This window comes from Kitasatospora sp. NPDC007106, from assembly GCF_040634455.1.
In the GTDB taxonomy this organism is placed as follows: domain Bacteria; phylum Actinomycetota; class Actinomycetes; order Streptomycetales; family Streptomycetaceae; genus Kitasatospora; species Kitasatospora arboriphila.
This window is the reverse complement of sequence record NZ_JBEYFP010000040.1, coordinates 1-24021: the sequence shown is the minus strand read 5'-3', so window position 1 is coordinate 24021 and position 24021 is coordinate 1. Positions and strand designations below refer to the sequence as shown.

Below are 24021 nucleotides of genomic sequence, written 5' to 3'. Positions count from 1 at the left end.
GGCGCCGTGACTGGCCAGGTCTTCGGCCAGGGACGTCCCCAGGCCGCGCGGGTCGCCGCCGCCCGGGCTGTACACCAGCACCGGCCGTCGGCCCGGCAGCGGCGACGCTCCCTCGAACGCGTGGGACCGGGTGGCGCCCCAGTCCACGCCCGCGGCAGGCAGACGGAGCGGCGTGAGCGGCGCGATCCGTCCGAACCAGGTCGCGGCCTGCGGCGGCATCTGGGGAGCCGGGGCGAGGCCGGTGACGTCGCGGGCCGGGTAGTGGACCGTCAGCATGAGCTCCCTCACGGGGATCGTGGGGTCCCACGGGTCGCGCCGGGAGTCGTCGACGAGGTACACGGGCCAGCACCCCACGGGGTGGCGGCCCGTGGGCGCCGGCAGGGTGAGCACGGCACCGCCCGGGACCGGTCCCTCGGTGGTGGCCCGGGAGTCGGCGTGGGCGCGGCCACCGGTGCCGAGCAACAGGGCGGCGGAGCCGAGCAGTGCGGACCTGGTGACGGTGCGTCGGCTGATCGGGGAGTCGTGAGTCATGTCCTGCAGGCTGTCCCGCCCGGCCCGGCACCCGCGATCGTTTAGGTTCGGGGCTCAAGGATGGCGCTCCGGGACGCTGTCGGGGCCGACACGCAGGGGGAGCCGTGCTCCGGATCCACTTCACGCCGGACGACTTCGCGCGGGTCAGCCTCGCGCCTCGGCCGGCACCGCTCCAGGAGCTCAACGTGGCGCTGACGATGATGTGCCGCCGGGACGGCGAACTCCTCCACGGCTCATGGCGCCGCAGGGCGTTGCGCGTCCTGCCGAACGCCGCCCTCCCGCTCGCGGACCTCGTCCCGGCCGGGCGGGCGCCGAGCTTTCTGGACGTGCTGGCGGACTCCCTCCCCGACGCCCTGGAACAGGTCCGCTCGGCCCCGGCCGAGCTGGTCGGTGCCGAACTGGAACGGGTCTACGCACCCGCGCGCACGCCTCCCCCGGCGTGGATCCACGAACTGCACCGAGGTGCCCCCGAGGCATGGCGCTCGGTCCGCCGTGCGCAGCACGCGGCGTTCACGGTGCTGCTCGGCCCGGTCTGGGCGCAGGTGCAGGACCTGCACCACGCCGAGTTCGTGCGTCGGGCCGTGCAACTCGCCGAAGGCGGCGTCGGCTCGGTGCTGGCCGGACTGCTGCCCGGAGCCCGCCTGTACGGAGGCGTGTGGGAGCTCCCGGGCAGGCCGCGGGAGGTCCACCTCGGCGGGCGCGGGCTGCTCCTCCTGCCCAGCTTCCACTGGACCGGCGGGCCGCTGTTGTCCGACCTTCCCGACCGCCCGGTTGCTGTCACCTACCCGGCGGGTGCCGGCATCCTGCCGCAGCCCGATGGTTCCGCCGGTCGAGAGGCGCTGGCCAAGGTGATCGGGAACACGCGCGTCGAGCTGCTGCACCTGCTGGCCGAGGAACGCACCACGACCGGGCTCGCCCGACAGCTCCGCGTCAGCGCCGCCACCGTCTCGGCTCACACCAGAGCCCTTCGCGGCGCCGGACTGATTGCCACTTCGCGTGCCGGCAAGGCGGTCCTGCACCGGCGCACCACGCTCGGCAGCCTGTTGCTACGGCAGGATGCCTAGGGTCGGCCGCAGGCCACGACCGGATCTCCCGGTTCGGGCGCCACCGGCGCCGACCCGGCGAACGTGTGCGGTCACGGCACTCGTGGGCGTGAGTCTGGGGGGGAAAGAACACCACCTCATGACCAGCATCGGCATCCTGGGTGCCGACCGCGTCGGCGCCGACCTCGCCGGCAGGCTCTCCGCAGCCGGACACCGCGTCACCTCCGGGGTCCGGAACCCGGAAGGGACCGCAGCGCCCGCCGCCGGCACCGCCCCGCGGATCGCCTTCGCCGACCAGCGCACCACCGCCCGAACCGCGGACATCGTGATCAACGCGACGCCCGGCGACACCTCCCCGGACCGCCTGGCCGGCCTGCGCACCGAGCTCTCCGGCAAGCTCCTCGTCGACGTCTCCAACTCCGCCCGCGACACCGATGACGGCCTGCCCGGCGACCCGGGCCGGCAGCCCGCATGGATCGAGGACCTCGGCGGCATCACCACAGCCCGCGCCACCGAGGCCATGATCCTCGTGGTTCCCCACATCCTGCGCCGACACGGCTTCAAGCCCTTCGCCGTCTCCCTCGCCCGCTGAGCCGGGCTCACCCGGATTCACCGGGCCGCCGGCGCCCGGCCCCTGACTGCATGCCGATGCGCGCGGCCCCCTAGCATCAGCACCATCGCACCGCGACGGAGCTGTGCACAGCGAGGGGGGAACGTCCATGAATGCCCGGAAGATCGGCGCGGCCGCTGCGACCGCGGTGGCGGCCTTGGCTGTCCGTGACCTCGTGCAGAAGAGGCACGCGCTGCAGCGGAACTTCCCGGTCGTCGGGCACGCCCGGTACCTGCTGGAGCGGATCGGGCCGGAGCTGCGGCAGTACATCGTGGCCTCCAACGAGGAGGAGCGCCCGTTCAGCCGTGACCAGCGGACCTGGATCTACGCCTCGGCGAAGGAGGAGAACAACTACTTCGGGTTCGGCACCGAGGTGGACGTGGAGCACGTCCAGGGGCACGCGTACGTCAAGCAGCGCACCTTCGCCGGCCCGCTGCCCGACCTGCACGACCCGCAGGCCCCGCTGCCCTCGGCGAAGGTGCTCGGCGGACCGCGCGGGCGGGCGAAGGCGTTCCGGCCGGCGAGCGTGGTGAACATATCGGCGATGAGCTTCGGGTCGCTGTCGGGCCCGGCGATCACGGCGCTCAACCAGGGCGCGGCGCTGGCCGGCGCGATGCACAACACGGGCGAGGGCGGCCTGTCGCCGTACCACCGCAACGGCGGTGACCTGGTCCTCCAGCTCGGCACCTCGTACTTCGGCTGCCGCGACGCGGACGGCGGCTTCAACCTCGACAAGCTCAAGGACGTGGTCGCCGGCGCACCGGTCAAGGCGATCGAGATCAAGCTCTCGCAGGGGGCCAAGCCCGGGTTGGGCGGCATGCTGCCGGGGGCGAAGGTGACCCCGGAGATCGCCGCCATCCGCGGCATCCCGGCCGGGCAGGACTGTGCCTCGCCGTCGCGGCACAGCGCGTTCGGCGACGTGGACTCGATGCTGGACTTCGTCGAGCTGCTCGCGGCCGAGACCGGGCTGCCCGTCGGGGTGAAGAGCGCGGTGGGCGAGATGGGCTTCTGGCAGGAGCTGGCCGCGCTGATGGCGCGCGGCGACCGCGGAGTGGACTTCGTGACCGTCGACGGCGGCGAGGGCGGGACGGGGGCGGCTCCGCGGATGTTCGCGGACTCGGTGTCGCTGCCGTTCCGGATGGGCTTCTCCAGGGTGTACGGCACCTTCGCCGAGCTGGGGCTGACCGACGAGCTGACCTTCATCGGCTCGGGCAAGCTCGGCCTGCCGGAGAACGCCACGGTCGCCTTCGCGCTGGGTGTCGACATGATCAACGTGGCCCGTGAGGCGATGCTGTCGATCGGCTGCATCCAGGCGCAGAAGTGCCACACCGACAAGTGCCCGACGGGCATCGCGACCCAGAACCCGTGGCTGGCCCGTGGCCTCGACCCGGCCTCGAAGTCGACCCGGGCCGCGCTGTACCTGCGCACCCTGCGCCGGGAGCTGATGAAGGTCTCGGCGGCGGTCGGTGTCGCGCACCCGGCGCTGATCACGGCCGACGACGTCGAGATCATGAACGGCGACTACGAGGCCCGCACGCTGGCCGGCGTCTACGGCTACAAGGACGGCTGGGGATCGCTCGGTCCGGAGCTCGCCGAGGAGATCACGGCGCTTCTCACCGTCGGGCCGAACCCGGCCCGGAAGCCCGCGGTCTGACGCGTCGACCGGTACGGTCCGCGTTCCATGACCGGAAGCGCGCGGAAGGAAAGCGGCACATCCAGGCCGTGACGGCCCTGGCCCGGCGACGGGTCAACGTCCTGCGGGCCCCGATCCGTGACCGACGGTGCTACCGCGTCATACCCCCAGTGACCGAGACCCCTTGACAACGACATGAGGAAGCGGCGTGCAGATCAGTTCGGCAGCCAAGGGCGGGGCGCCCTGTCGGGGCAGGCACCGCGAGGTTCGGCGCCAGCGCAGGGGGCTGTCGTCCGGGTTCGCCGAGGTGGCCGTACGCTGGGCGTCTCCATGCACATCCGAGGCGTGGACATCATGGCCGAGGAGAGCGATCGTGGCACAGGGACGTGGCGGCATCAGGGGTGCGCGGATCGGTTCGGGGCCCATGGGGGAGTCCGAGCGCGGCGATCTCGCCCCTCGCACAACGGTGTCCTTCTGGTGCGGCAACGGCCACCGGACCCAGATCAGCTTCGCGATCGAGGCTGTGGTCCCGCAGGAATGGGACTGCCGCAGCTGCGGTCTGCCCGCCGGCCCCGACCCCGACGACGTGCCCGTCGCCCCGGGCCACGCCCCCTACAAGACGCACCTGGGCTACGTCCGGCAACGCCGCACCCAGGAAGACGGCGAGATCCTGCTCAACGAGGCACTGGCCAAGCTGCGCGGAACCATCTGAGCTCCCGGAACGGCGCCGCGACCGGCCGCGGCGCCGTCTTCCCGGCCCACCCCGGGGGCGGCGGAGCAGGACACGTCGCTGTGGCGCCGACCACCCCCCACCAACGGTCGCCGGCCTTCGGCAGTCTGCGTTTACCGGTTGCAGCAGGTGTCGCGGCGGTCGCCTGCGGCGAGGACCCGGACGATCGGGCGGCCGTCCTTCCTGCGGCGTTTCCCACGTCCTCGTCCGGGCTCCTCCGGCGACTCGGTGAAGCGGAGCCCACCCGCCGGGAACGCCCCGGCGTCACTGCCCCTGCTCCCTGCCGGCGTGAACGTTCGAGGCGGTGAACGGTGCAGGCCGGATCCGGTGGGCGGCGTAGGCTGAGGGCAGTGTTCGGGGCTTGTCGATCCCGGCTGCCACGCCGGCCTCGTCCCGGACACGCAGGTACCGGCGACGGGCGCGGCGCCGGGGCAGGATTCGTGACGCCATGACTGCCCGGAACCGCCCGACCGTCCCGGCTGCCGTCGCTTGGCGCGGGCTGACGGTCGCGGACGCGATGGAGCCGTGCGGGCCGCGCATCACCCCGGGCACCGGCATCGAACAGGCCGGGCGCCTCCTCGCCGACACCGGTGCCACCTGCCTGCTGGTGTGCACGGACGACGGCCGCTGCCAGGGCGTGGTCACCCCCTCCTCGCTCACCCCGTTCCTCGCCTGCGCCTGGTACAGCGACCACTCCCAGGTCCAGGACGCGATGCGCCGGTGCGACCCGTTCGCCTGGCCGACCCTGGCGCTACCCCGCGCCGCGGTGACCATGCGCGTAAGAGGTCTCGACCCGTGGCCCGTCGTCGACGAAGACGGACATCTCCTCGGCATCCTCACCCGCACCAGCGTCACCGCCCTCCTCGCGGCCCCCGACGCCCCCGACGCCTGAACGGACGCTGTGAGCCCCGGGCCCAGCTGCCGGACGCCGCCAGGCGGTCCACCGGCTCCGGATGGGGTCGGACTCCGGATTCCGCAGGTCGTCTGCGGCACGAGGTGCTTGTGCTCGGCAGGTGGTGCGCGTCAGGTCAGTGGCAGTGGCGGAGCGCCGGCCGGCTGCGCCGGCCTTTCCCGGGGCGGCGGCCGGCCGGTGCCGGGCGTGCGGGTGAGGCCGGCCGTTGCGGGCGGTCTTGACGACTGCCGTGCGGGGCGGTGCTATGGCCCTGGGCGCGAAGGAGGGGCCGTGGCACCCGATGAGGACAGTGATACCGAGGACCGTGCAGGTGAAGGCGATGGCGACCGGTCGGGCAGCTCACCGCAGCCGCACCGTCCCGGACCCGCGGACAGTTTCTGGGTGGGGGTGCTCGTTGTGATCGTCGTGGTTCTCCTCCTGACCGTCCTCGTGTCCCACATGGATTGGAGCCCCGGAAGCCCGGCCTACAACATGCCGCCCTACAAGTGACGTTCCGCAGGCCGGAGTCCATGGACAAGGGGCTTGACGCCGGCCGTGCCCCACAGCCGTGGACCTGCGGGGAGGGAGAGCACGGTGCTCGATGAGGACAACGATGCCGAAGGCCGCAGCGACGACGAAGGCGGTGACCGAACCGGCCGCCCCTCGCGCCCGTACCGTCCCGGGCCCGAGGACACCTTCTGGCTGGTCCTGCTCGTGCTGATCGTGGTGGTCTGCGGCCTGATCGGCCTCCTGTCCAACGGAGACCCCGGGCCGGGAGGCCAGGACGGGTATACCGGCTGGCACTGAGAATCTGCGATTCGCGTTTTCACGTACGGGCAGATCGGCTGCGGCTGGATCTGCCGGCCCTGGGTTGAAGAACAAGCCGAGGTCAACGTGACCTGTTCAGCCGTCGGTCCCGGACGTCTTCCGAGGGTCAGTGGAGTAGATCCGGTGCCATTGCCGGGCTGAGCGGGCCAGGTCGTCGGTGACGTGGAGGAGGAACTGACTCGTGATCTCCAGGCGGGCGCCGGCGGGGGTGGTGGTGCCGAGCTTCTGGGCCACGGCCCCGCAAGCCTCGGCGATCCGGGGCTGGTTGCGCACGTCGGCCATGACGGGTCGGAACGCTACGTCGTCGTCGTCGACGACGGCGTAGCGTTCGGCGCGGCTGTGGGGATCACGTTCGGGTCTGACGAGTGCCTGGGTTTCCAGGTGGCCCGGGGCCTTGGAGCCGGACGCGGGGCTGACGTGCAGGCGTCGTACGAGTTCCGCGGAGGTGAGGTCGCCGCTGTCCGTGGTGAACAATGCGGCGAGCACCCTGGCCACCAACTGTGGGAGCCCGGCCCGAATCGGTGGGTGGCGCCGGCCCAGGCATCGGTGAGGCGGATGCGGCAGGCGCCGGGGTCGGCGGGTCGCCAGCGATGACGCCGCCGGGAGTGGCGGTCGGCTCGGGGCCCGATGCCCGGTCGTGGGGTAGGAGGGACGGATCCCTGCTGAGGCGCCTTCGTCAGGCTTCGGTGTCGACGCGCGCCAGGATGCCCTTGAGCAGCCCGGTGGCCTGGCCCACCTCGATGAGGTAGCCGTCCGGATCGCGCATGTAGCAGCGGAGCTCGGCTCGGCGGTCGATGGGCGGGGTGAGGAACTCGGCCCCTTTGGCGCGCGCCCTGGCGTAGAAGTCGTGGATGTCCGCCACCCGTACGTTGAGGAAGCTGGAGACCGTGTTGGGGTCCTCCGGCGTGCGCAGGACGACATCGGGCTTGTCGTCGGTGGGCCCGCCGCCCGGGTTCATGATGATCCAGCTGTTGGCGGCCTTGACGATGCAGGGGTTCTCGTCCAGCACGACCCTTCCACCCAGTACGTCGACGTAGAACGCTCGGGAGCGAGGGACGTCGCTGACCGTGAGGAAGTGCGTGAGCACCAGGCCCTCGGCCGGTGCGGGAAGGTCGCCGGCCGTGGCGCCGACAGGCGTGACGTCGGACATGTGTCGAGCGTATGGCGCGCATGGCCGTGCGGCATTCCCAGCCTGCGCCTCTTCACGGGGAAGCACCTGTGGTCGGTGCGGATCGAGGACCTCGACGATATTCATGCGTCGCAGTGGAGGCTCTTCACCCACGAGCGAGCAACGGGCCTCTCGCTCCGGCGTAGCAGAGCGGTGCCCGGCTGCGCCCACCCGATGGGCCCGCTGTGCCTGCTCGACCTGACCACCAGGTCCGTGGGCCGTGGGCCGTGGGGTCAGCGGGTGGGCGGCGGGGCTCTGGGCCCGGCGGGTCCGGCGTCGTAGCAGGTCACTGCTCAGCGGCGGCGCGAATGAGCAGGCCCCTGACGCCCGGGGCGAAGGTTCCGGGCGTCAGGGACGCGGGCTTCCAAGGATGATGACGGTGCGTTCTCCTGGTGTGTCTTTGTGGGCGCGCCTTCTTCGCCTCGGCCGGCGGGAACGGATGCGGGTGCACTGCCGTTCCACCTGCGGCGATGGTGGCGACGAGCTGCGTGAACTCCCGCTGGCGGAGCTTCGGTTCACCAGAGCCGAATCCGTTGTCCAGGAGGCGGAAGGCGTGGGAGCGCAGGGCGTGTCCCGACAGGGTGATCGCGTCGCCGCCCCTGCCGTCGGTCTGCACCCGGTCGAGCGGGCGGGTGTGCTGGGTGACGGGCGCCGGGGACGACGCACATGGGGGCCGGTGCGCGCCCCGCCGGGTCTATGCGGCCCAGGCGTGCTCCAGCAGGGTGTGGAAGGTGGCGGGCTCTCGGCCGATCAGTTCGGCCAGCGTCGGGTCGGTGGCGGTGAACTCGCCGTTCCGTGCTGCCGCGAAGATGCTCAGCATCAGGTCGGCGATCGGGGCCGGGGCGCCGTGTGCCAGGGCCTGCTCGCGGAAGGCGTCGTCGGGGACGACGGCGCGGGTGAAGGGCCGTCCGGTGGCCCGGGTTGCGATCTCGGCGACGGCGTCGAAGTCGAGCGCCGCCGCGCCGGTGAGCGGTGGGGTGGGCCCCTCGAAACGGCCCTCGTCGGCGAGGATCGCCGCGGTCGCCTCGGCGAGGTCGTCGTGGCCGGTCCAGGCGACGGGGCCGTCGGCGGGGAGGGCGATGTCGCCGGTGTGGCGGGCGGACTCCAGGAACAGCAAGGCGCTGGCCGTGTAGAAGCCGTTGCGCAGCGCGGTCCAGGGCAGGCCGGTGGCGCGCAGCAGGTCCTCCGTCCGGGCGTGGTCGCGGCAGGCCTGGAAGCGGGAGTCGTGGGCGGCGCCCATCTGGCTGGTGTAGAGGATGCGGCCGACGCCGGCCTTCACGGCGGCGTCGATGGCGGCGCGGTGGCCGGTGACGCACTCCTCGCCCGTGCGGTCGAGGGAGACGAGGAGCAGTTGTTCGGCGCCCTCGAAGGCGTGCACGAGCGAGGCGGGGTCGTCGAAGTCGCCCTGCCGGACGCGGACGCCGCGGTCGGCGAGGTCCTGGGCCTTGTGGGGGTCGCGGACGCTGACGCCGAGGTGGTCGGCGGGGAAGCGGTCCAGGAGGCGCTCGACGGTGCGGCGGCCGAGCTTTCCGGTGGCTCCGGTCACGATGATCACGGATGTTCTCCCCATGTTGTTTCCAGTGGAATCATCTTGATGGTAACACTGAAACTAACGATGGAATCAAGCCTCCGATATCATCGATTCATGCCTATGCGCGACACCGTCGACAGTCCTCGCCACCGCATCGTCGTGGCGGCCGTCGACCTGCTGGAGAACGGCGGGCCGGATGCGGTGAGCACCCGCGCGGTCGCCGCCGCGGCCGGGATGCAGCCGCCGGCGATCTACCGCCTCTTCGGCGACAAGGAGGGGCTGCTGGAGGCGGTCGCCGAGTACGGCTACGCACAGTTCCTGGAGAGCAAGCGCGCGCAGCTCGACCCCGCCCCGGAGGACCCGGTGGAGGAGCTGCGCCGTGGTTGGGACCTGGTGGTGGAGTTCGGGGTCTCGCGCCCGGAGCTGTTCGCGGTGATGAACCGGGCCACCGGCCGGGGGTCGGACGCAGCACACCGCGCGGGCCTGGAGATCCTCCACGGGCGGGTGCGCCGGCTGGCGGCCGGGGGGTGGCTGCGGGTCGACGAGGAACTGGCCGCCCAGATCATCCAGGCCACCGGCCGGGGCGCGGTCATCACCTGGCACTCCACCCCTGCGGAACGCCGCAATCCGGCACTGCTGACCATCCTGCGCGAGTCCATGGTCGCCGCCGTCACCCGCGCCGAACCGACGCTCTCCGCCGCGGAGACCGGTCCCGCCCCGGCGGCCCGCGCGCTGCGCGCCGCCCTCCCCGACGACGCGGACGTCCTGAGCGACGCCGAGCAGCGCCTGCTGCGCGAGTGGCTCACCCGCCTGGCGGCAGACGGTGGCGTGCCGCAGGCCTGATCCCGCGTCAGGCGTCCTCGTGCAGGTCGAACCTCCCGAGGAGAGGTCGTTCGACGAGGCGGCGGCGCCGGGCCGAGGACGGCGCCGACCGCGGGCTCGTTCCGTACGGCGTGGCGCCCGACATGGACGCCCCGAACCCGGATCCGGGGGAGGAGTACCAGCGCCTCAACACCCGGCTATTCGGCATCATCGACCCGCCGGACAACCGGGGCGTGCTCGCCGAGACCGTGCTCCCACCGTTCAACACGCCCGCCGAGGTGGGCTACGTACCGACTGCTTGCCTTCTCGCAGCGGCTCCGGGCTGTGCCGAGCCGACGCTCCGGTGCTTCCGGACCCTGGCCCGCGCTACATCGTCCCGACGCTCTTTGCCCGACAGCCTGCTGACCAAGCTGCCGGGCCATCGAGGCCGGATCAGCGGTGGTGGCGGCGGAAGAACTGCCAGATCGGCGTGTTGGCGTCGATCTCGTGGGTGGTGGAGCCGAGGCCGTCGAATTCGTGCGGGGAGCCGGTCCAGGTGTGGCCGCCGTCGGCGACGGTGTGGAGCTCGGTGTCGGCGCCGCGGTGGCACCTGCGGTAAGCGGTCGGGGTGACGTGTTCGGTCGCCGGGGAGGTGGTCGGGTCGGGTCGGCATCCGTTGGGTTCGGCCCAGCGGGTGAGGGCGGCCGGTACGGAGTAGCGCCAGGCGGGGTTGCCGGCGCGTCGTACGGGTTGATGGGGTCCTGCTGCCCGTGAACAGCGAGGACGGGCACGGGCTTTGCGGGGCGGCAGGATGCGGGGTCGGGCGTACTGTCGTCTGTGGGGTCCGGCCGGCCGGCGCGCAGGCCGGCGACCGGTACGACGGCGGCGGGCCGGTCGGGGAGTGCGCAGGTGAGGGCCGAGGTCATCCGGGCGCCGCCGGAGTGGCCCGGATGTTTCGTCACACCGCGGTGCGTGGCGGGCTCTGCGGCCGCTGCTTCGGAGGGCCGGCCGATGGGTCGACCGTCCCGGGTCCGCTCGGGCTGCGTCCCTGACAGGACCGGCGCGGGAGGACCCGGCCACGTTGCCTGACGCCCTACGTGTGCAACCTGTCGATGCCTTTTTCCCGTCCTTCGTCGTGGGCGTCGGCGCCCGCTGCCGGACCCAGACCTCGTATCTGGTCCTCAGCGGCATGGAAGGGGATGGGGCATGCTGCCACCGGACAGTCATGTGCATAGTCAGTGGTCCTGGGACGCACTGGCCGGGTCGATGGAACGCAGCTGCCTCCGGGCGGTTGAACTCGGGTTGCCCTCGGTGGCGTTCACCGAGCACGCGGACCTCACACCCTGGAGGCTCAGCCCTGGTGTGAAGGTCCCCGAGGAGTGGAATCCGCTGCTGGTGGACAGCGTGCTGACTCCGCCTCCTCTCGATGTCGGCGGATACCACGAGTGCCTGGAGCGATGCCGCGAGCGTCATCCGGGCTTGCGCATCCTGTCCGGCGTCGAGCTGAGCGAACCGCACTGGCATCGCGCCCGTGCCGCCGCCCTCCTCGACGCGGGGGCTTTCGAGCGGGTGCTGGCTTCGGTGCACTCCGCGCCGACTGCCGCCGGCGACGGCTTCACCGAGGTCTCCGCCCGCTACGACGATCAGTCGCCTGCCCAGGTCGTCCGCGCCTACCTGGCTGAAACCGTCCGGCTGATCCAACAGTTCGAGTCGTTTGAAGTGCTGGCGCACATCGACTACCCGGTCCGTCACTGGCCCGCGGACGGGAAGCCGTACGACCCTTACGACTTCGAGGAGGAGTACCGCCACGTCCTGCGCTGCCTCGCGACGGCCGGCAAGGTCCTCGAAGTCAACACGAGGGTTCCACTGCGCTCCGAGGTGCTGGCCTGGTGGCGTGAGGAGGGTGGCCAGGCCATCACCTTCGCCAGTGACGCGCACGATCCCGACGCCGTTGCCCGGGGCTTCGGCGATGCCGTCGGCATGGCCGAAGCCGCAGGCTTTCGCCCAGGCCGTGATCCCCACGGTTTCTGGAGCCGCGGGTGACCGACGGTGGTCACCCGATGGGTCGTCCGCTCCGAGGCCACCCCGTCCTGTTCCACCTCGCCGCGCTGCTGGACACCGCGTGCCGACCACCCGCCGAGCCACGGCCGCCGATGCCACCGAACCGGCACGCCCGGCCGGCTCACTCGTCAACGACACGGGGAGCGGACCGGTGGGGCCGCCCACTTCTTCCACGCCCCACTCCACCTGCGTCGGCTTCGGCCTGGAACGCTGGGCCCAGCGGATCCACAGCCACCTCGGCGGCGACCCGACCACCTGGCCCGACCACCTCCGCACAGCAGCCGACTGAACAGCGACCCGCGCTCTCCCCACCTGGCCTGCTGTCCGCCCCACGGGCAGCAGGCCGTGCTCTCACCCGCCTTCCTGACCGTCGTTGCCGCCCAGGAGCGCGAGAAGAGAGGTGCTCAGCGAGACACGTCCGACCCGGTGGGCACCTTCGCGACAGGCGCCGGCCCGGGCGACCGCCCGCCACCATGCCCGAGGACCCTTCGTGCACCTCCACATCGCCTTCGCCGCCGCAGCCGCCGCCCGGCTGCTCGCGGTGCTGCTCAAGCAGGTCATGAGAAGCGACAGCGTCGGTGAACCCCGCCGTCGCAGGGACGCAAAAACCGTTTGGCGGACGAGGCGACCACTGCTAGGTTCCCGGAAGCCGTGCGAGAGAACGAGGAGGTGGTACCCGTGAACGCAGTACCGACATGGGTGCTCTCCTCCGGGGTCACGGTCGGACGACAGGTCGTCCGGGAGCGCCGTTTCTGAGCCCTCCCGAAAGGCACGACCGTGCACTTCACCTCTGAGCAGCACCTCGACGACGGCGTCGTCGAACGCGAATTCACCCTCGGCGAGATCCCCGGCATCCTGTGGACGCCCGCATCCGCCTCCACATCCGCACCGGCACCGCTGATCCTGCTCGGCCACCCGCCCCTCGGGCTGCGCACGATGTACCCCCGACTGGCCGCCCGGGCCCGGCACTCCGCGGCGGAGGGCTTCGCCACGGCCACCATCGAGCTCCCCGGAAGCGGCGACCGGCCCCGTTGGCCCGCCGCCGAGCGGGCCCGCGCCGACCTGCGCCGGGTGATGGCGGCCGGCGAGCCGGTCAGCGACGAGATCGTCGACGCCCTCATCCTCCCGCTGGTCGACAAGGCGGTCCCGGAATGGCAGGCCGCCCTGGACGCCCTCCTCGCACTGCCCGGGATCGGTGGTCCGGTCGCCTACTCGGGGGGAGTGATCTCCATCGGCATCCGGCTGGCGGTGGTCGAGCCGCGCATTTCGGCCGCCGTGCTGTTCGCCGGGAGTTTCGTGCCTCGCGCCATGTTCGAGGAGGCCCGGCAGGTCACCATTCCGCTGCACGTCATGCTGCAGTGGGACGACGAAGGGAACGACCGGCAGGCGGCCCTGGACCTGTTCGATGCCTTCGGCTCCGAGGAGAAGTCCCTGCACGCCAACATGGGCGGGCATACCGGTGTCCCCCAGTTCGCGGGGGACGTCGCAGCCCAGTTCTTCACGCGGCACCTGAAGTGAGGGCGGGCCGTCGGACCGGCAGCAGACGGTAGCTGATGTCGGCCGGCACGCCGTTCATCGAGGACGGGACCCGGCCTTCCGCAGCTCGCTGCATCGTGCGCCCCTGCTGAACTCTCGGCAGGGGCGCATGCTGCCTGACGTCATAAGCTGTTCGATTTCTGCAGAGCTTCCAGTGCTGCCCGAACTCGGGTTCTGGCTCAACCCGCACCTTGCCGCGGGGCCGCCTGGGGCGGCCGTGCCACCGCCCGCCCGCAGTGGCGCCGCTGTTGGAGATCACCAGCTCCGACCGGCGGCTCCCGTCGAGCCGGACGTGCCCGAAGTCCCTGCCGCTCGTCGAACTGGCCGAGCGCCCCGGATGGAGCGCAGCGTTGCCGCGCCGCCCCGACCGGTCGTCCTCCTCTCGGGCCGGGCGGGCGCAGCGCCGATCCGGGGCCGCCCGGTCCCGTGTCCGCCAGCCGCCCCGGACCTGCCGCGATGCTGCGGTTCAGCGGGTGGACCAGACCGGGCAATCGACGGCGTGACGGGTCAGCAGCAGGATGCCGCCGCCTTCCATGACCTGACGGCTGCGCACGGCCTGGCAGCAGCCGCGGCGCGCGGCCGGTACCAAGGCGGGCATCCGGCGTGCCGGTGCGGCCTCCGGGCGGGACGGCGACGCAACGGGGGGTTTCGGCACCGGCCCCGTGGCAGTGGCGGGAGCGGGTCGGGCAGGTTGGGGAACGGTGATGTGGCGGCCGGCCTGGTCGGCGGAAAGGCGGAGGGTGGGGGCGTGTGTGCGGGGGCGGTTGTGTCGGCTGTCTGGCATACCGGCACTGTGCCTCGTTCCGTGCCGATCATGTGCAGGCCCGGATGTGACACGCCGTCGGGTACACCCTGTGCCCGGTCCCGGCCCGGCTGGGGCGCCGACCGCGGGTATGCCTGTTCGGACGTGATGTCCGGGGGGCGTTGGGCACGTGACCCGGAAGGAGGTGGCCGCCGTGGTGCGCGGGAATCGGGATCCGGCGTCGCCGGCCGTACGCGTCGAGCCGGTCGGCGCGCACGTGGACGAGTGGATGCGGGCCCGGGCCCGCGGGGTGGTCGCCGTGCACGCCTGCGGTGCCGAGGATCTGCGGCTGTTCCTGGACGCGCTCGGGATCGATGAGCGGTCTGCCGGGCTGCGGGAGTCCGGGCGGGAGGCGCGCGGGGGCCCGTGGGCATCGAGGGACATGGCAGGGTCAGGCAGTGCCGCTGTGGCCGCCACCGTCGTCGTCGTGTCCGTCACGGCAGTCGTCTTGGTCTTCTTCGTAGTTCCATGGGTGATCGCCTTCGCCGCCGGCGTTCTGCTCCTGGCCGGGGTGCTGGAGGAGGCGGCGGAGGTGCCAGTCGCGGGCGCGGTCGAGCTGGTGGGGGGTGAGGCCGGTGGCCTGCAAGATGTGCTGGGTGCTGGCGGGGCCGAGGCGGTGGTGGGCTTCGAGGAGGATGGAGGCCCACAGTTCCTCCATGTCGAAGGGCCGCTGTTCGTAAGCGGTGACGAGGGTTTCCAGGTGGTCCCAGGAGCAGGCGGTCAGCAGGCGCTCGCCGTGCTCGAGGGCGCCGCAGGCGGTGGCGGAGGAGTCCGCGACCGTGTACAGGTAGGCCTCCTCCTCGGGCACGAGGACAGCGCACAGGTCGCACAACTCAATGCCCTCGATGTCCCCGTGGCGGTGATTGCCGGGATGTGTCACGGCGGACCCCCGTTTCTGTCCGGCGGTGTCGTCCGAGGTTGCCGTCCGGCACGACGTGGGCGGTCACGAGGTGTGCCCTGCGGTCCGGCCGGCTTCCGTTCGCAGCTCAGCCGGCCGGGCCGGGTGCATGCGGTGACCGCCGAACGGCCCGGCGGGGTGGGGGGAGCCGAACCCTCACGCCGCTCGGGCGCCGGTACTTGAAGCCGGTGCGTCCGCCTGCTGCGCCGTACCCCCGGGTGCGTGCCGTCGGGGCAACCGGGCCCCGCACCCCGGCAGCATCCCGCCGTCCCGGACACCGCGCTCCCCGAGCTGCGGGCAGGCCTCCGAGCTGCGGTAGTGCCCGCCCGGTCGGTGACGGTAACGGAGCGGCGCGGGTCAGCGCTGGGCGTAGACGCTGTCCATGAATTCGATGATCTGCTGGTCGGTGAGGCGGCCGCCCTCGCGGTGGCCCTTGCACAGGTCGGCCTCGCTGATCATCCCGACCAGGCGGTCGTTGTCGATCACCGGGATGCGGCGGATCTGGTGCTGCTCCATCTTCGTGAGGACGGTGTCGATGCTGTCGTCGGCGCGGACGCAGTGCAGCTGGCCGGCCAAGTCCATGGCGGTCATTCGGGCGGGGTCCTCACCCGTGGCCAGACACCGGATGACGATGTCGCGGTCGGTGACCATGCCCTTGAGCTTCTGGTCGGCGCCGCAGATCGGCAGGGCGCCGACCTCCATCTCGCGCATCATCTTCGCCGCATCCAACAGGCTCTGGTCGGCGCCGATGCACTGGGCGCCTGCGTGCATGACGTCCCGAGCTGTGGTCACGCTTCCTCCTCGATCGGTTCACTGGCCCCGACGGTGCCGGGCTCGGGGCATTTTTGAGTCTGTGACCGTGCCGGGCGGCCCGCACTTCGAATCCGGCCGCTCGTGCAGGGGGCTCGCCGCTGTCCTTGCCCCACGCCCTGTCCCCGGGTCGGCCGGCGGCGACGGCGGGGCCGGTGATCGAGGGCGGGCCGGAGCCGTGACGGGCTGGCGCGGTGGGCGGGTGGCAGGTATCGGCGGACCGCAATGGTGGCGGGAGGCGCAGTGGCCATCACCGGGCACGCCCGGCTCGACTGGTGCAGGAGGTGTCAGGGGAAGGTGTCTGTGCGGAGCGGGGCGGCGAGAGCAAGGAGCCGGGCCGCGGCGTGTCCGTCGATCTCCACCTGGAACTGGCCGGGCGAGGTCTGCGAGGACGCGACCATCCTCGGCAAGGTCGTCGCCGTTTTCCGTCGTCTGTGATCCGCCCCGCCTCGGCCGGGCGGCAGCATCGGGGGTGCGGGTGATCAGACGCAGCGTCGCGGTGGGGCCGTGTCTGCGGGTCACACTCGGAACCGAGCAGTCGGTGGACCTGCCGCAGTGTGCACCGGGGGTGGGCGGATGCCGCGGGCCGATCTCACGAACCGAGGATCCCGGCCGTGGCCGGGGGGGGTAGTGGCCGCAGCAATGGCGGCGCCCGATGTGCCCGGTTCGTGATCTGCCCCGTACATGTGTGGCATGCCAGCGCCAAGAAGCGCCCGGACCGGCCCGGATGCCGACATGGCGGTGGATCCGGGCCGGGTGCCGCACGGCTCCTTCGTTGGCTTCTGCTCCGTTCCCGTGGCAGATGCAGTGACTGTGCCAGCGCCAGAGGCTGCTCCGGCAGGACGTCGAAGGTGCGAACGAGGTCATGGAATTCTTGTATAGGTTTGCACGCCGGTTCCGCTGTTCAGGTAGGCGGCGATATTGCGTACAGCCGTGGTGAGTTCTTCGATCACCCGTGCGGCCTGTTCCGGATTGCGCAGATCCGGGAGGTGCCCGGTGTGCCCGGTGTGCTCGGTTGTTCCTGAGACTTGCGTGAGAGGGCTGGATTCGAGGCGTGCCCCGGGCAGGGAGTGCGGAGAGGCGACGCGGGGTTGCGGGTGAAGGGCCGGGAGGGAGGACGCTGGAAGGATGTCCGTCGGCCCTGCATGTGCTCGGTGCAGGATTTCTGGCGAATCTCCCGCGAGAGAAAAACTGCCGACCTGGGGAGATCCTTCAGCGAGCCTGAACTGATCCTCCACCGGGCGTGCCCTCGGTGGAACGGAATTTTCTTCCCGGGATTCCTGGAACAACGGGCTGGATGAATAGCGTGGCTTTTGGATGTATGAAGTCTCCCATTCCCTGCGGTAGTCCTCGACGTGGTCGACGCAGTGGGTGCGGGCGTGGAAGACCGCGCTTCCTTCGCCGAGCTCGGGATACCAGAGGTTGGCACCGGGGAAGGTGACGCTTCGCATCCGGGGTTTGATGGGCTCAGCGCATCCCATGCAGCATCCCGGTGGGACGATGAGGCGGGCGGAGCCGGTGTGCTCGGTCCGCCGCGGGCCGCCGTTCCATCGGTGTTCTCCGTTGTGGCAAGGCGGGAGTTCGCCACAGGTCCGGCACACCGCGTAGTGCTCCGGGAGGACGTGCCAGTCATGGCTGGCCGGTGCGCACCAGTGTTTCGGAACGGACCTGGGGATGTTTTCATTGCGCAGAACCAGGATCACGGGGCGCTTGTAGAAGCTGGCCCGGTCGGGGGGCATCGTGCTCCTGTGGGCGCCATGGAGATTTTCGGAATGACTCCACAGCTCCACGTGTTCGTACCAGGATTCCTGGTAGGTCCTCGGCCACTGGGAGTACGGGTATTCGTTGATTTCCAGGACTTGCCACGGCTGACGGTCCAGAACAACGGTTTGACCTGTCTGCAGGCGCAGGAAGACCTCGTCCGATTGGTGCTCGGGCCAGTCGATGCGGCCGACGCGGACGGGTTGGTCGGGGAGCCACTCCTGGTTAGGCACGCACGCTCCTCGGGGTCTGGGCAGAGTTTGGCTGTTGCTCGGATGGTTTCAGAGATTCTCGGTCATCTCTGGTACGCGGAGGCTCTGACACGCTCACGAACCGGCTCTCCCCGCCATATGGCGCAGTGGGCTGCAGGGTGTATCGATTCTTTGCGGCCGGTAATGGTCCCCGAACGGCCCGGAAGATTTTCGTGCATTCGGGCGATGTGATGATCCGCTAGTTTCCTTCGGTTATTTATTGGGGTACGCACCTTCTGCATGGGCGAGGCGGCTGCCGCCGCCGCAGGTCTCCGCCGCCCGGAGCGGATGACGGGATTCCGCTCTGGGTGGCGGTCAGGGGTTGCCCGGGCGGGGTGGGCGTCCTGGGCGGTGGCCGACGGGGGGATGAACCCGGCCTGTGTGAGAAGCCTGAATGGGGCTCGTCTGTCCGGGCCTGCGGCCCGGACCGCCACGGGGGCGCTCGTGGGGGTCCGGGGCCGCCCGGCAGCAGGTATGCAGTGATCAGAGCGAGTACCGCACGCCTGTCCGATCTGCGGAAGCCCCGGATACCCGGCGGCTCGGGGTCCTGTGCAAGCCGACCGGAGCCGCGTGTTCTCCAGCCTTCTACCGCGGGCATCGCTGCCGTGGCGGGTGACCGCGCTCGAGGAAGCCCGGCCACTGGGATGCCGTTCGTCCTGGACTCCGGCCTCCTGCCCTCCAACCTGCTTTCCGACCCCAGTCCGGCAGGGTTGCTTCCGGAAAGGCCCGAAGCCAGATGTGGATCATGTTCACCATGGAATCGCCGGGCTCACGTCGGCGGCTCGGCACGCTGCCCACCGACGGTGTCTCGGCCGGCATCCGCCCAGATGTCGCTGGCAGGGGCGTGCCCCGCGGCAGGAGGCATCGTTCTTCGTGTGTGACGATGCCGAAAGCGGTGCCGGGACCGCGCCGGGGAAGTGCCGAAACAGTCCTGCACTTCCCGAATATGCCGATCTACGCCTATCTAAGTCTTTTGTGGCGTGAAGCTGGTCGGAGTGTCCCCGGCCAGCCTGACCCGGAGTGGGATGCACTGGTCGCTGACTCCGGCATGTGGGGGACTGGAGACGGCCAACCCTCCACGGCAGGCGGTGCTGACGCCGCGGCGATGGGTGAGCAAGACCATTGAAGCCGCGACACTCACAGCGGGGCCCGGCTGCTGTGGGCCGTTGCAGTGGTCTTCGCCGCGGCCGTGGCGTAGCGCGTTGGCGGTACGGTGGGCAGAGTGCAGGCTGAGAATACGCGGCCCCGCCTGAACCCCGAGTGCGGCGGGGCCCGACTGTTCGCCTTACGGCAACGAGAAATAGCTGCCCGAGTGAGGCCTGAAGTGACATGAGAGGCGGCAGGTCTCCCATGTCTGAGCACCTTGCTCCCCTTGTTCTGCACACTTCCCGGCTGTCTGCGGTCGTCCCGAGCACCCTATTGCTGAAGTTTCTTGAGCTGCGTCTGCAGCGGGCAAGAAGGACACCGGCGATCCAGCCGACCCAGGCGGGCGCCGCAGCCGAACTCAGGGGAAGATGGCCCATGGTCGAGGGCATCACTCTTTGCCCAAGCCGGATCGGCAGCGCCGCCAAGATCGCCCTCGTTGATGCCTGGCGGGAGGCTCCCGCTGAGGATTTCATGACAGAAGAATTTGCAGAATGGGCGGCGTCTCGGGGGTTTCGGAAATTGGCCGCCATTGCCCTCCCCTGATTGCGCTCAGGCCTCCTCGTGCCCGTTTTCTTCCGCGTCCTCGCCGAGGGATGCCAGGCTCTGGCGCAGCGCGTCCATCTCGCGGTCCGCCAGTTTTCCCTCGACGATCCGACGGATCTGCTCGTGGCGTGCATCGGTATATTTCTGCGGGTCCCACGTGGTGGTGAGAAGGTCGATCAGCCGCTCGGCCATCCGGAGTTCGGCATCGCCGAATTCTCTTTCGCCCGTGGGCAGGTGGTCAACTTCGCGATGCGGATCCCGTATCTCGTCGGCGAAGTAGAGGGTGTGCAACGTCAGCACTCCACCTCCGCTGTATATGGCGCCGAGGTGCGTCCTGTCGCGTATCGAGAACGGGGCGACTCCCACGCGCAGCGAACGCTCCATTGCGGAAGCCAGCAACTGGTACGTCTTCGCGTGCGCTTTTCCTCGCGGGCCGATGTAGTAGGGTGTGCGAAAATGGGCCGGGGGAATTTCGGAGAGGTTTACGAATTCCAGAACTTCGATATTTTTCGATCTTCCGTTCGGGATTTCTTCGAATTCGCCCGGTTCGATCGTCAGGTATTCCCCGTCTCCGGCGTCGAATCCCCTTTCGAGATCCTGGAAGCTCACCTCGGCGCCGGTCCGCTCGTTCACCCATTGAATGCGAACCCGGTCGGACGTGCCGCGTTCGATTCGATGGAAGCTGATGTCGTGTGTTTCCACCACCTTGTACAGGGCTATTGGCAGAGTAATGAGTCCAATAGTCAGAGCGCCGGTCCACACTGGTCCAGTCATGACGGCCTTTCCGTACCCGCCGGTGTCCCGGTGGCGGAGGCACTTGCTCGGCGTCGGGTCGATCATAATTCCCGGACCCCGGCCCGGCGCTTCGGGCGATGGGATGCAACCACTCGCCGAGGTCCTCGCTCGACGGGCGGGAATTGTCAGACCTTGACGCGCTTCGGAGTCTCCGTCGGCACCGAGGCGGCATCGGCACCGCCGGCCGCGCAGCGTCGGGCGGTTCCGTGCCGAGGGCGGGCGCGTTACCCCGTCCGGGTGCGGGGGCCAGGCGGCCTGCTCTGAGCATTCGGCGCCACCCGCGGACCCGCGACGGAGCCAAGGCGTGCGGGGATCCAGCTGGGCGGGGCCGCGCGAGGGGGGCTGAACTTTCGGGCTCCGCTGCGGGCCACCCGGGTGATGTGCGGCGCGTCTTCCGGGGCCGGCTGCTGCGGCAGTTTTTACAGTCTCATTCGCGGCTCCCCGTGGAAATGGGCGGGTTGCCGCGGTTACAGGCCTAGCCTCGCCCCCCTGTGGAGGGTCTGGCGCGGACTGCCCCTTGCGATCCCAGCCCAGCGTGCAAGGGGCTGCGGTCCGGCCCCCGGCGTAGGCACGGCGCGCGGGCCGGGCCGCCCATTGCAGCATCCCCGAGCGCCGGCGTCGGGCCATCCGCCTCGGTAGGCCCGCGACGGCAGGTCTTGCCCCCTTTGCTCGAAATAACAAAATATGCATTCATGCTGCCATGTATGCGAATTGTATTGATGTGCGGGCCGGTGGCCTGTCCGGCAGGGAGGTGAAGGTGGCCGGTGCCCGCCCGCGGCGCTGAGTGCCGTTGGTGCAACGGGTGGGGAACGCTGGTTGCTCCGGGCGGGAAGGGCCTGATTGCCTGTCCCGCCTGCCGAGGCCTGGGGCGCCTCGGGCCCCCGCCGCAGCGGCGGTGAGCGGAGGCGGCTTTCTCAGGTACGGGCCGTGCCTGACGGCCGCTCGTTTCGGCGTGGCATGTATGCGCCGGGTACAGGGTGTTTCTGCGGTGGCCGCCCGCGGTGGGGTGGCTGCCTGCAGCGGCTGCGGCCGCCCCACCGCGGACAGGCGGCAGACGGCGTTCGGCAGCTGAGCCGGACGGAAGCGAGGGCGATGGGATGCAGGAGTCGGGTGGGCTCTCGGCCGGGGCGTGCACGATCAGGCCCTATCACCGGCGCCACCGGGACCAGGTGCTGGAACTGCTCCGGGCGGACTGTCTGCCGGGGCAGTTTCCGCCCGGCACGGGGCACCCTTGCCGATGCCCTGGCCGGCCGCTGTCTGGACGGGCATCCTCAGATCCACGGCGCCGACCGGCCGGTCACCGACGTCCTCTTCGACGCCCGCGGCCATGTGGCCGGGGCGGTGTGCTACGCGCTGCAGCCGCGGCAGCGGGCCGGCCATGTGCTGTGGGCGCATGCCGGGGAGGACTTCGCGGCGATGGCGGTCCTGGTGTCCTGGGCCAGGTCCCGGCTGGGAACGGGCCGTCCCTGGTACGCCTTCGCCGGATTCCCGGCCGCCGGGCCTGCGGTCGCAGGCCTGCCCTGCGCTTTCCGGCCGGCCACCGCGAAGGCCCTGCACGCTGCCGGTTTCACCCCGCTGACGGGGCAGCACTACTGGCACCGTGACATCGGCCCCCACCTGGTGGACCAGGAACCCGGCACGCACGACGCCGATCCCGTCCCGCGCCCGGCCGGCTGGTCCCTGCGCACCGGCGACGGACCGGCCGGAGCCGAGGCACTGATGGACGCTCCCCGCCAGGGCATCGCCCATCTGCACGGCCTCACCCTCCACGGCGGCGGCAACGGCCTTCACACTTTGCATGAGGATCCGGGCCGCCGTCTGATCGCCCGGTGTCTGCGGCAGGCCGCGCTGTGTGCGGCGGCCGGGATGACGGCCGTCACCGACACCGCAGATCCCGACGACCCGGTCTGCCGGCTCCTCGACGAGTACGGCTTCACCCTCCTCGACGCCTTCACCGTCCACCATCGGCCGGCCGCCAAGCCTCCTGCCCGTTTCGGCCGGGCCCATGGAGCCCTGCCCGACCCGGCCGGTCAGCACGCCCCAGGTCACCCCTAGGGTCCGTCTTCAAAGTTGATCAAGCGGTGGGACCATGACGGTGTGATTCGTCGTCATGAGCTGTCGGATGCGGAGCGGGCCGTGCCGCCGCGGTTCCTGCCGAGGCCGGCAACCACCGACCTCGATGCCTATCAGGGCTACAGCTGCCGCAAGATCCGCGCCTACCTGCGCAGACGCGGCATCCGGCACACCATCCCCGAACGCATCGACCAGGTCCTCGGCCGCCTGAACCGCGGCTCACGCGGCGGACGACCACCCGCCTTCGACCGCCGCACCTACCGGCTCCGCAACGAGCAGAAGATCCGAACGAGACTGCCTTGGTGCGCTGCCGGACGACCGGCCGGCTCGGGCACCGAAACGGGTCGATCTCCTCCGACGCCCGCCGCCGCTCCGGCACCGGCGCACCCGACTCGCCCACCGGCACTCGGCGCCGCAGCCCGCAGCTCCGCGAGCCACGTCCCGATCGGATGCCGCCCTTTCCCCCCGGCGGTCGGCCCGGGACGCGGCGTCCGCAGTACGGGGCCCGCCGTGATCAACCGGCGGCTCTCACGGGCTCGCGGCGGGCGCGGATGGCACGGCGGCGCCGGGGAACCGGTCGGCGACCAGGCGGGCTGCCCAGTCCTGGATGAGCCTTTGCACCGGCGGGTGGGTCAGCCCGGCGGCACGCTCCAGGGCGGCCGCGGAGGCGGTGTCGTAGGTGTCCTCCGCGAGGAAGGAGAGTGTCTCGGGGTCGACGCCGGTCAGTGCGCGCGGCAGTCTGCGGACCAGGCCGACGGGCAGCACCATCCGGGGCGGGCGCAGGCCGAGGCGTTCGGCGGCCAGGGCGACGAGTTCGGGCAGCGGCGGCGTGGCCGGGTCGAGCACGGTGTGCAGGTGCAGCGGTTCCCTGTCGTGGTGCGGGACCTCGGCGAGGAAGGCGGCGAGGTGGTCCACGGCGACCACCGGAACGACGGTGCGCCGGGTGCCCGCGAGGGCGGGCAGGCGTCGCTCCCAGAGCTGCTCGACGAGGGTGGCCAGGCCGAGGTACTGACCGGCCTCACCGGTGCGGGAGTGCCCGATCACGGCGCCGGGGTTGACCACCGTCAGCGGCACGCCCAGCCGTGGTGCGAGGGTGCGCACGGCGATGTCGCCCTCCGTCTTGGACGCCTCGTAGGCGCCCAGCTCGCGGTAGAGGCGGTCGGCGTCGGCGGCGGGCAGGGGATGGTGCTGTCCGGCGCTGCGGCCGACCCGGTAGCCGGAGAGGTGGACCAGCCGCCGCAGCTCGGGGCGGCCGGCGGCCCAGTGCAGGGGGTGGATCGCGCCGTCCACGTTGGCCGCGCGGGCCTCGTCGCGGGTGAGGCCGAAGGCGTAGCGGGCCGCCAGGTTGACGACGTCGCGGACGCCCTCCAGCCGGTGTTCGTCGGCCGCCGGGAGGGCGAGGCCGGGTCGGGTGATGTCGGCGGCGACCGTGGTGAGCCGCTCGGCGACCGCGTCCGGTGCGGCGCCGCGGGCGGTCAGCCATGCCGGCGGGGCGGCTACCGCGGTTCGGGCTGGTGCTCCGGCACGGCGGCGGCGCCGTACTGGTTCTTCTCGACCAGGCCGGGCGTGTAGAGGTGG

Annotated in this window: 22 protein-coding genes and 3 pseudogenes; 15 read left to right on the top strand and 10 right to left on the bottom strand. The window is 71.2% G+C overall.

Annotation, left to right across the window (positions count from 1 at the left end; translation table 11 throughout):
- Window positions 1–531: pseudogene (locus ABZ641_RS07065) on the bottom strand (acetylhydrolase); the annotation flags it as partial.
- Window positions 532–635: 104 nt separating this feature from the next.
- On the opposite strand from ABZ641_RS07065, the gene ABZ641_RS07060 reads away from it, so the two are divergent.
- The 8 genes and pseudogenes from ABZ641_RS07060 (at window position 636) to ABZ641_RS07025 (ending at window position 6246) form a co-directional block, all read left to right on the top strand.
- On the top strand, window positions 636–1595 hold the full coding sequence (locus tag ABZ641_RS07060; protein WP_344624948.1) for a transcriptional regulator: 960 nt from the start codon (window positions 636–638) through the stop codon (window positions 1593–1595).
- Window positions 1596–1713: 118 nt separating this feature from the next.
- On the top strand, window positions 1714–2166 hold the full coding sequence (locus ABZ641_RS07055; RefSeq protein WP_359979790.1) for an NAD(P)-binding domain-containing protein: 453 nt from the start codon (window positions 1714–1716) through the stop codon (window positions 2164–2166).
- A 127-nt stretch (window positions 2167–2293) separates the two neighbouring features.
- Window positions 2294–3838, top strand: coding sequence for an FMN-binding glutamate synthase family protein (locus ABZ641_RS07050; protein ID WP_344624950.1), 1545 nt, complete (start codon window positions 2294–2296; stop codon window positions 3836–3838).
- Between the two features lie 20 nt (window positions 3839–3858).
- A pseudogene (locus ABZ641_RS07045) lies at window positions 3859–4005 on the top strand (IS110 family transposase); the annotation flags it as partial.
- A 185-nt stretch (window positions 4006–4190) separates the two neighbouring features.
- A complete protein-coding gene (locus ABZ641_RS07040; RefSeq protein WP_359979787.1) occupies window positions 4191–4529 on the top strand; it encodes an RNA polymerase-binding protein RbpA in 339 nt (112 codons plus the stop codon).
- Window positions 4530–4995: 466 nt separating this feature from the next.
- Window positions 4996–5439 carry a CBS domain-containing protein gene (locus ABZ641_RS07035; RefSeq protein WP_359979784.1) on the top strand — a complete coding sequence of 148 codons (444 nt, stop codon included), beginning with the start codon at window positions 4996–4998 and terminating at the stop codon, window positions 5437–5439.
- A gap of 291 nt (window positions 5440–5730) precedes the next feature.
- Entirely contained in the window at window positions 5731–5949 is a 219-nt protein-coding gene (locus ABZ641_RS07030; protein ID WP_344624953.1) for a hypothetical protein, read from the top strand.
- 84 nt (window positions 5950–6033) lie between these two features.
- Complete coding sequence (locus tag ABZ641_RS07025; RefSeq protein WP_344624954.1) at window positions 6034–6246, top strand: hypothetical protein; 213 nt, start codon at window positions 6034–6036, stop codon at window positions 6244–6246.
- Between the two features lie 96 nt (window positions 6247–6342).
- Here the strand turns inward: ABZ641_RS07025 and ABZ641_RS07020 are convergent, their stop codons facing one another.
- The 4 genes from ABZ641_RS07020 to ABZ641_RS07005 all read right to left on the bottom strand — a co-directional run bounded on the left by ABZ641_RS07020 (window position 6343) and on the right by ABZ641_RS07005 (window position 8990).
- Window positions 6343–6765: a helix-turn-helix domain-containing protein gene (locus tag ABZ641_RS07020; RefSeq protein ID WP_359979780.1), complete on the bottom strand. Its 423-nt coding sequence runs from the start codon at window positions 6763–6765 to the stop codon at window positions 6343–6345.
- Window positions 6766–6943: 178 nt separating this feature from the next.
- Window positions 6944–7417, bottom strand: coding sequence for a VOC family protein (locus ABZ641_RS07015; protein WP_344624956.1), 474 nt, complete (start codon window positions 7415–7417; stop codon window positions 6944–6946).
- A gap of 304 nt (window positions 7418–7721) precedes the next feature.
- The gene (locus tag ABZ641_RS07010; protein ID WP_359979777.1) at window positions 7722–8051 is read right to left on the bottom strand and encodes a hypothetical protein; all 330 of its coding nucleotides are present in this window, start codon (window positions 8049–8051) and stop codon (window positions 7722–7724) included.
- A 78-nt stretch (window positions 8052–8129) separates the two neighbouring features.
- A complete protein-coding gene (locus ABZ641_RS07005; RefSeq protein WP_359979774.1) occupies window positions 8130–8990 on the bottom strand; it encodes an SDR family oxidoreductase in 861 nt (286 codons plus the stop codon).
- A 90-nt stretch (window positions 8991–9080) separates the two neighbouring features.
- Here ABZ641_RS07005 and ABZ641_RS07000 point away from each other — a divergent pair, with 90 nt between their 5' ends.
- The 4 genes from ABZ641_RS07000 to ABZ641_RS06985 all read left to right on the top strand — a co-directional run bounded on the left by ABZ641_RS07000 (window position 9081) and on the right by ABZ641_RS06985 (window position 13346).
- Complete coding sequence (locus ABZ641_RS07000) at window positions 9081–9809, top strand: TetR/AcrR family transcriptional regulator (RefSeq protein ID WP_344624959.1); 729 nt, start codon at window positions 9081–9083, stop codon at window positions 9807–9809.
- A gap of 1164 nt (window positions 9810–10973) precedes the next feature.
- The gene (locus ABZ641_RS06995) at window positions 10974–11810 is read left to right on the top strand and encodes a PHP domain-containing protein (RefSeq protein ID WP_359979771.1); all 837 of its coding nucleotides are present in this window, start codon (window positions 10974–10976) and stop codon (window positions 11808–11810) included.
- 169 nt (window positions 11811–11979) lie between these two features.
- Entirely contained in the window at window positions 11980–12117 is a 138-nt protein-coding gene (locus tag ABZ641_RS06990) for a hypothetical protein (RefSeq protein WP_359979769.1), read from the top strand.
- Between the two features lie 488 nt (window positions 12118–12605).
- Window positions 12606–13346: an alpha/beta hydrolase gene (locus ABZ641_RS06985; protein ID WP_359979766.1), complete on the top strand. Its 741-nt coding sequence runs from the start codon at window positions 12606–12608 to the stop codon at window positions 13344–13346.
- 1211 nt (window positions 13347–14557) lie between these two features.
- Here the strand turns inward: ABZ641_RS06985 and ABZ641_RS06980 are convergent.
- From ABZ641_RS06980 to ABZ641_RS06970, 3 genes are all read right to left on the bottom strand, one after another.
- Window positions 14558–14974, bottom strand: a complete 417-nt coding sequence (locus tag ABZ641_RS06980) for a hypothetical protein (RefSeq protein WP_359979763.1) — start codon at window positions 14972–14974, stop codon at window positions 14558–14560.
- 447 nt (window positions 14975–15421) lie between these two features.
- Window positions 15422–15856: a CBS domain-containing protein gene (locus ABZ641_RS06975; RefSeq protein ID WP_359979760.1), complete on the bottom strand. Its 435-nt coding sequence runs from the start codon at window positions 15854–15856 to the stop codon at window positions 15422–15424.
- Window positions 15857–16737: 881 nt separating this feature from the next.
- Window positions 16738–17868 (bottom strand): hypothetical protein, encoded by a 1131-nt coding sequence (locus ABZ641_RS06970; RefSeq protein WP_344624966.1) that lies wholly within the window; start codon window positions 17866–17868, stop codon window positions 16738–16740.
- Window positions 17869–19407: 1539 nt separating this feature from the next.
- Between ABZ641_RS06970 and ABZ641_RS06965 the strand changes: the two genes are divergently transcribed.
- Window positions 19408–19575, top strand: coding sequence for a hypothetical protein (locus ABZ641_RS06965; protein WP_359979757.1), 168 nt, complete (start codon window positions 19408–19410; stop codon window positions 19573–19575).
- A gap of 6 nt (window positions 19576–19581) precedes the next feature.
- Here the strand turns inward: ABZ641_RS06965 and ABZ641_RS06960 are convergent, their stop codons facing one another.
- A complete protein-coding gene (locus ABZ641_RS06960; protein ID WP_359979793.1) occupies window positions 19582–20349 on the bottom strand; it encodes a Ku protein in 768 nt (255 codons plus the stop codon).
- A 1437-nt stretch (window positions 20350–21786) separates the two neighbouring features.
- Here ABZ641_RS06960 and ABZ641_RS06955 point away from each other — a divergent pair.
- A complete protein-coding gene (locus ABZ641_RS06955; RefSeq protein ID WP_359979755.1) occupies window positions 21787–22425 on the top strand; it encodes a hypothetical protein in 639 nt (212 codons plus the stop codon).
- A 132-nt stretch (window positions 22426–22557) separates the two neighbouring features.
- Window positions 22558–22716 (top strand): annotated as a pseudogene (locus tag ABZ641_RS06950) (IS5/IS1182 family transposase); the annotation flags it as partial.
- Between the two features lie 255 nt (window positions 22717–22971).
- Here ABZ641_RS06950 and ABZ641_RS06945 read toward each other — a convergent pair.
- Window positions 22972–24021: SDR family oxidoreductase (locus tag ABZ641_RS06945; RefSeq protein WP_359979752.1), on the bottom strand; the 1050-nt coding region annotated here is incomplete at its 5' end.

Coding starts and splice junctions, on each gene's coding strand:
- ABZ641_RS06960 (WP_359979793.1), bottom strand. CDS start 20,349: ATGACTGGACCAGTGTGGACCGGCGCTCTGACTATTGGACTCATTACT.
- ABZ641_RS07055 (WP_359979790.1), top strand. CDS start 1,714: ATGACCAGCATCGGCATCCTGGGTGCCGACCGCGTCGGCGCCGACCTC.
- ABZ641_RS07050 (WP_344624950.1), top strand. CDS start 2,294: ATGAATGCCCGGAAGATCGGCGCGGCCGCTGCGACCGCGGTGGCGGCC.
- ABZ641_RS06965 (WP_359979757.1), top strand. CDS start 19,408: ATGGTCGAGGGCATCACTCTTTGCCCAAGCCGGATCGGCAGCGCCGCC.
- ABZ641_RS07035 (WP_359979784.1), top strand. CDS start 4,996: ATGACTGCCCGGAACCGCCCGACCGTCCCGGCTGCCGTCGCTTGGCGC.
- ABZ641_RS06995 (WP_359979771.1), top strand. CDS start 10,974: ATGCTGCCACCGGACAGTCATGTGCATAGTCAGTGGTCCTGGGACGCA.
- ABZ641_RS07000 (WP_344624959.1), top strand. CDS start 9,081: ATGCCTATGCGCGACACCGTCGACAGTCCTCGCCACCGCATCGTCGTG.
- ABZ641_RS06955 (WP_359979755.1), top strand. CDS start 21,787: ATGGCGGTCCTGGTGTCCTGGGCCAGGTCCCGGCTGGGAACGGGCCGT.
- ABZ641_RS07015 (WP_344624956.1), bottom strand. CDS start 7,417: ATGTCCGACGTCACGCCTGTCGGCGCCACGGCCGGCGACCTTCCCGCA.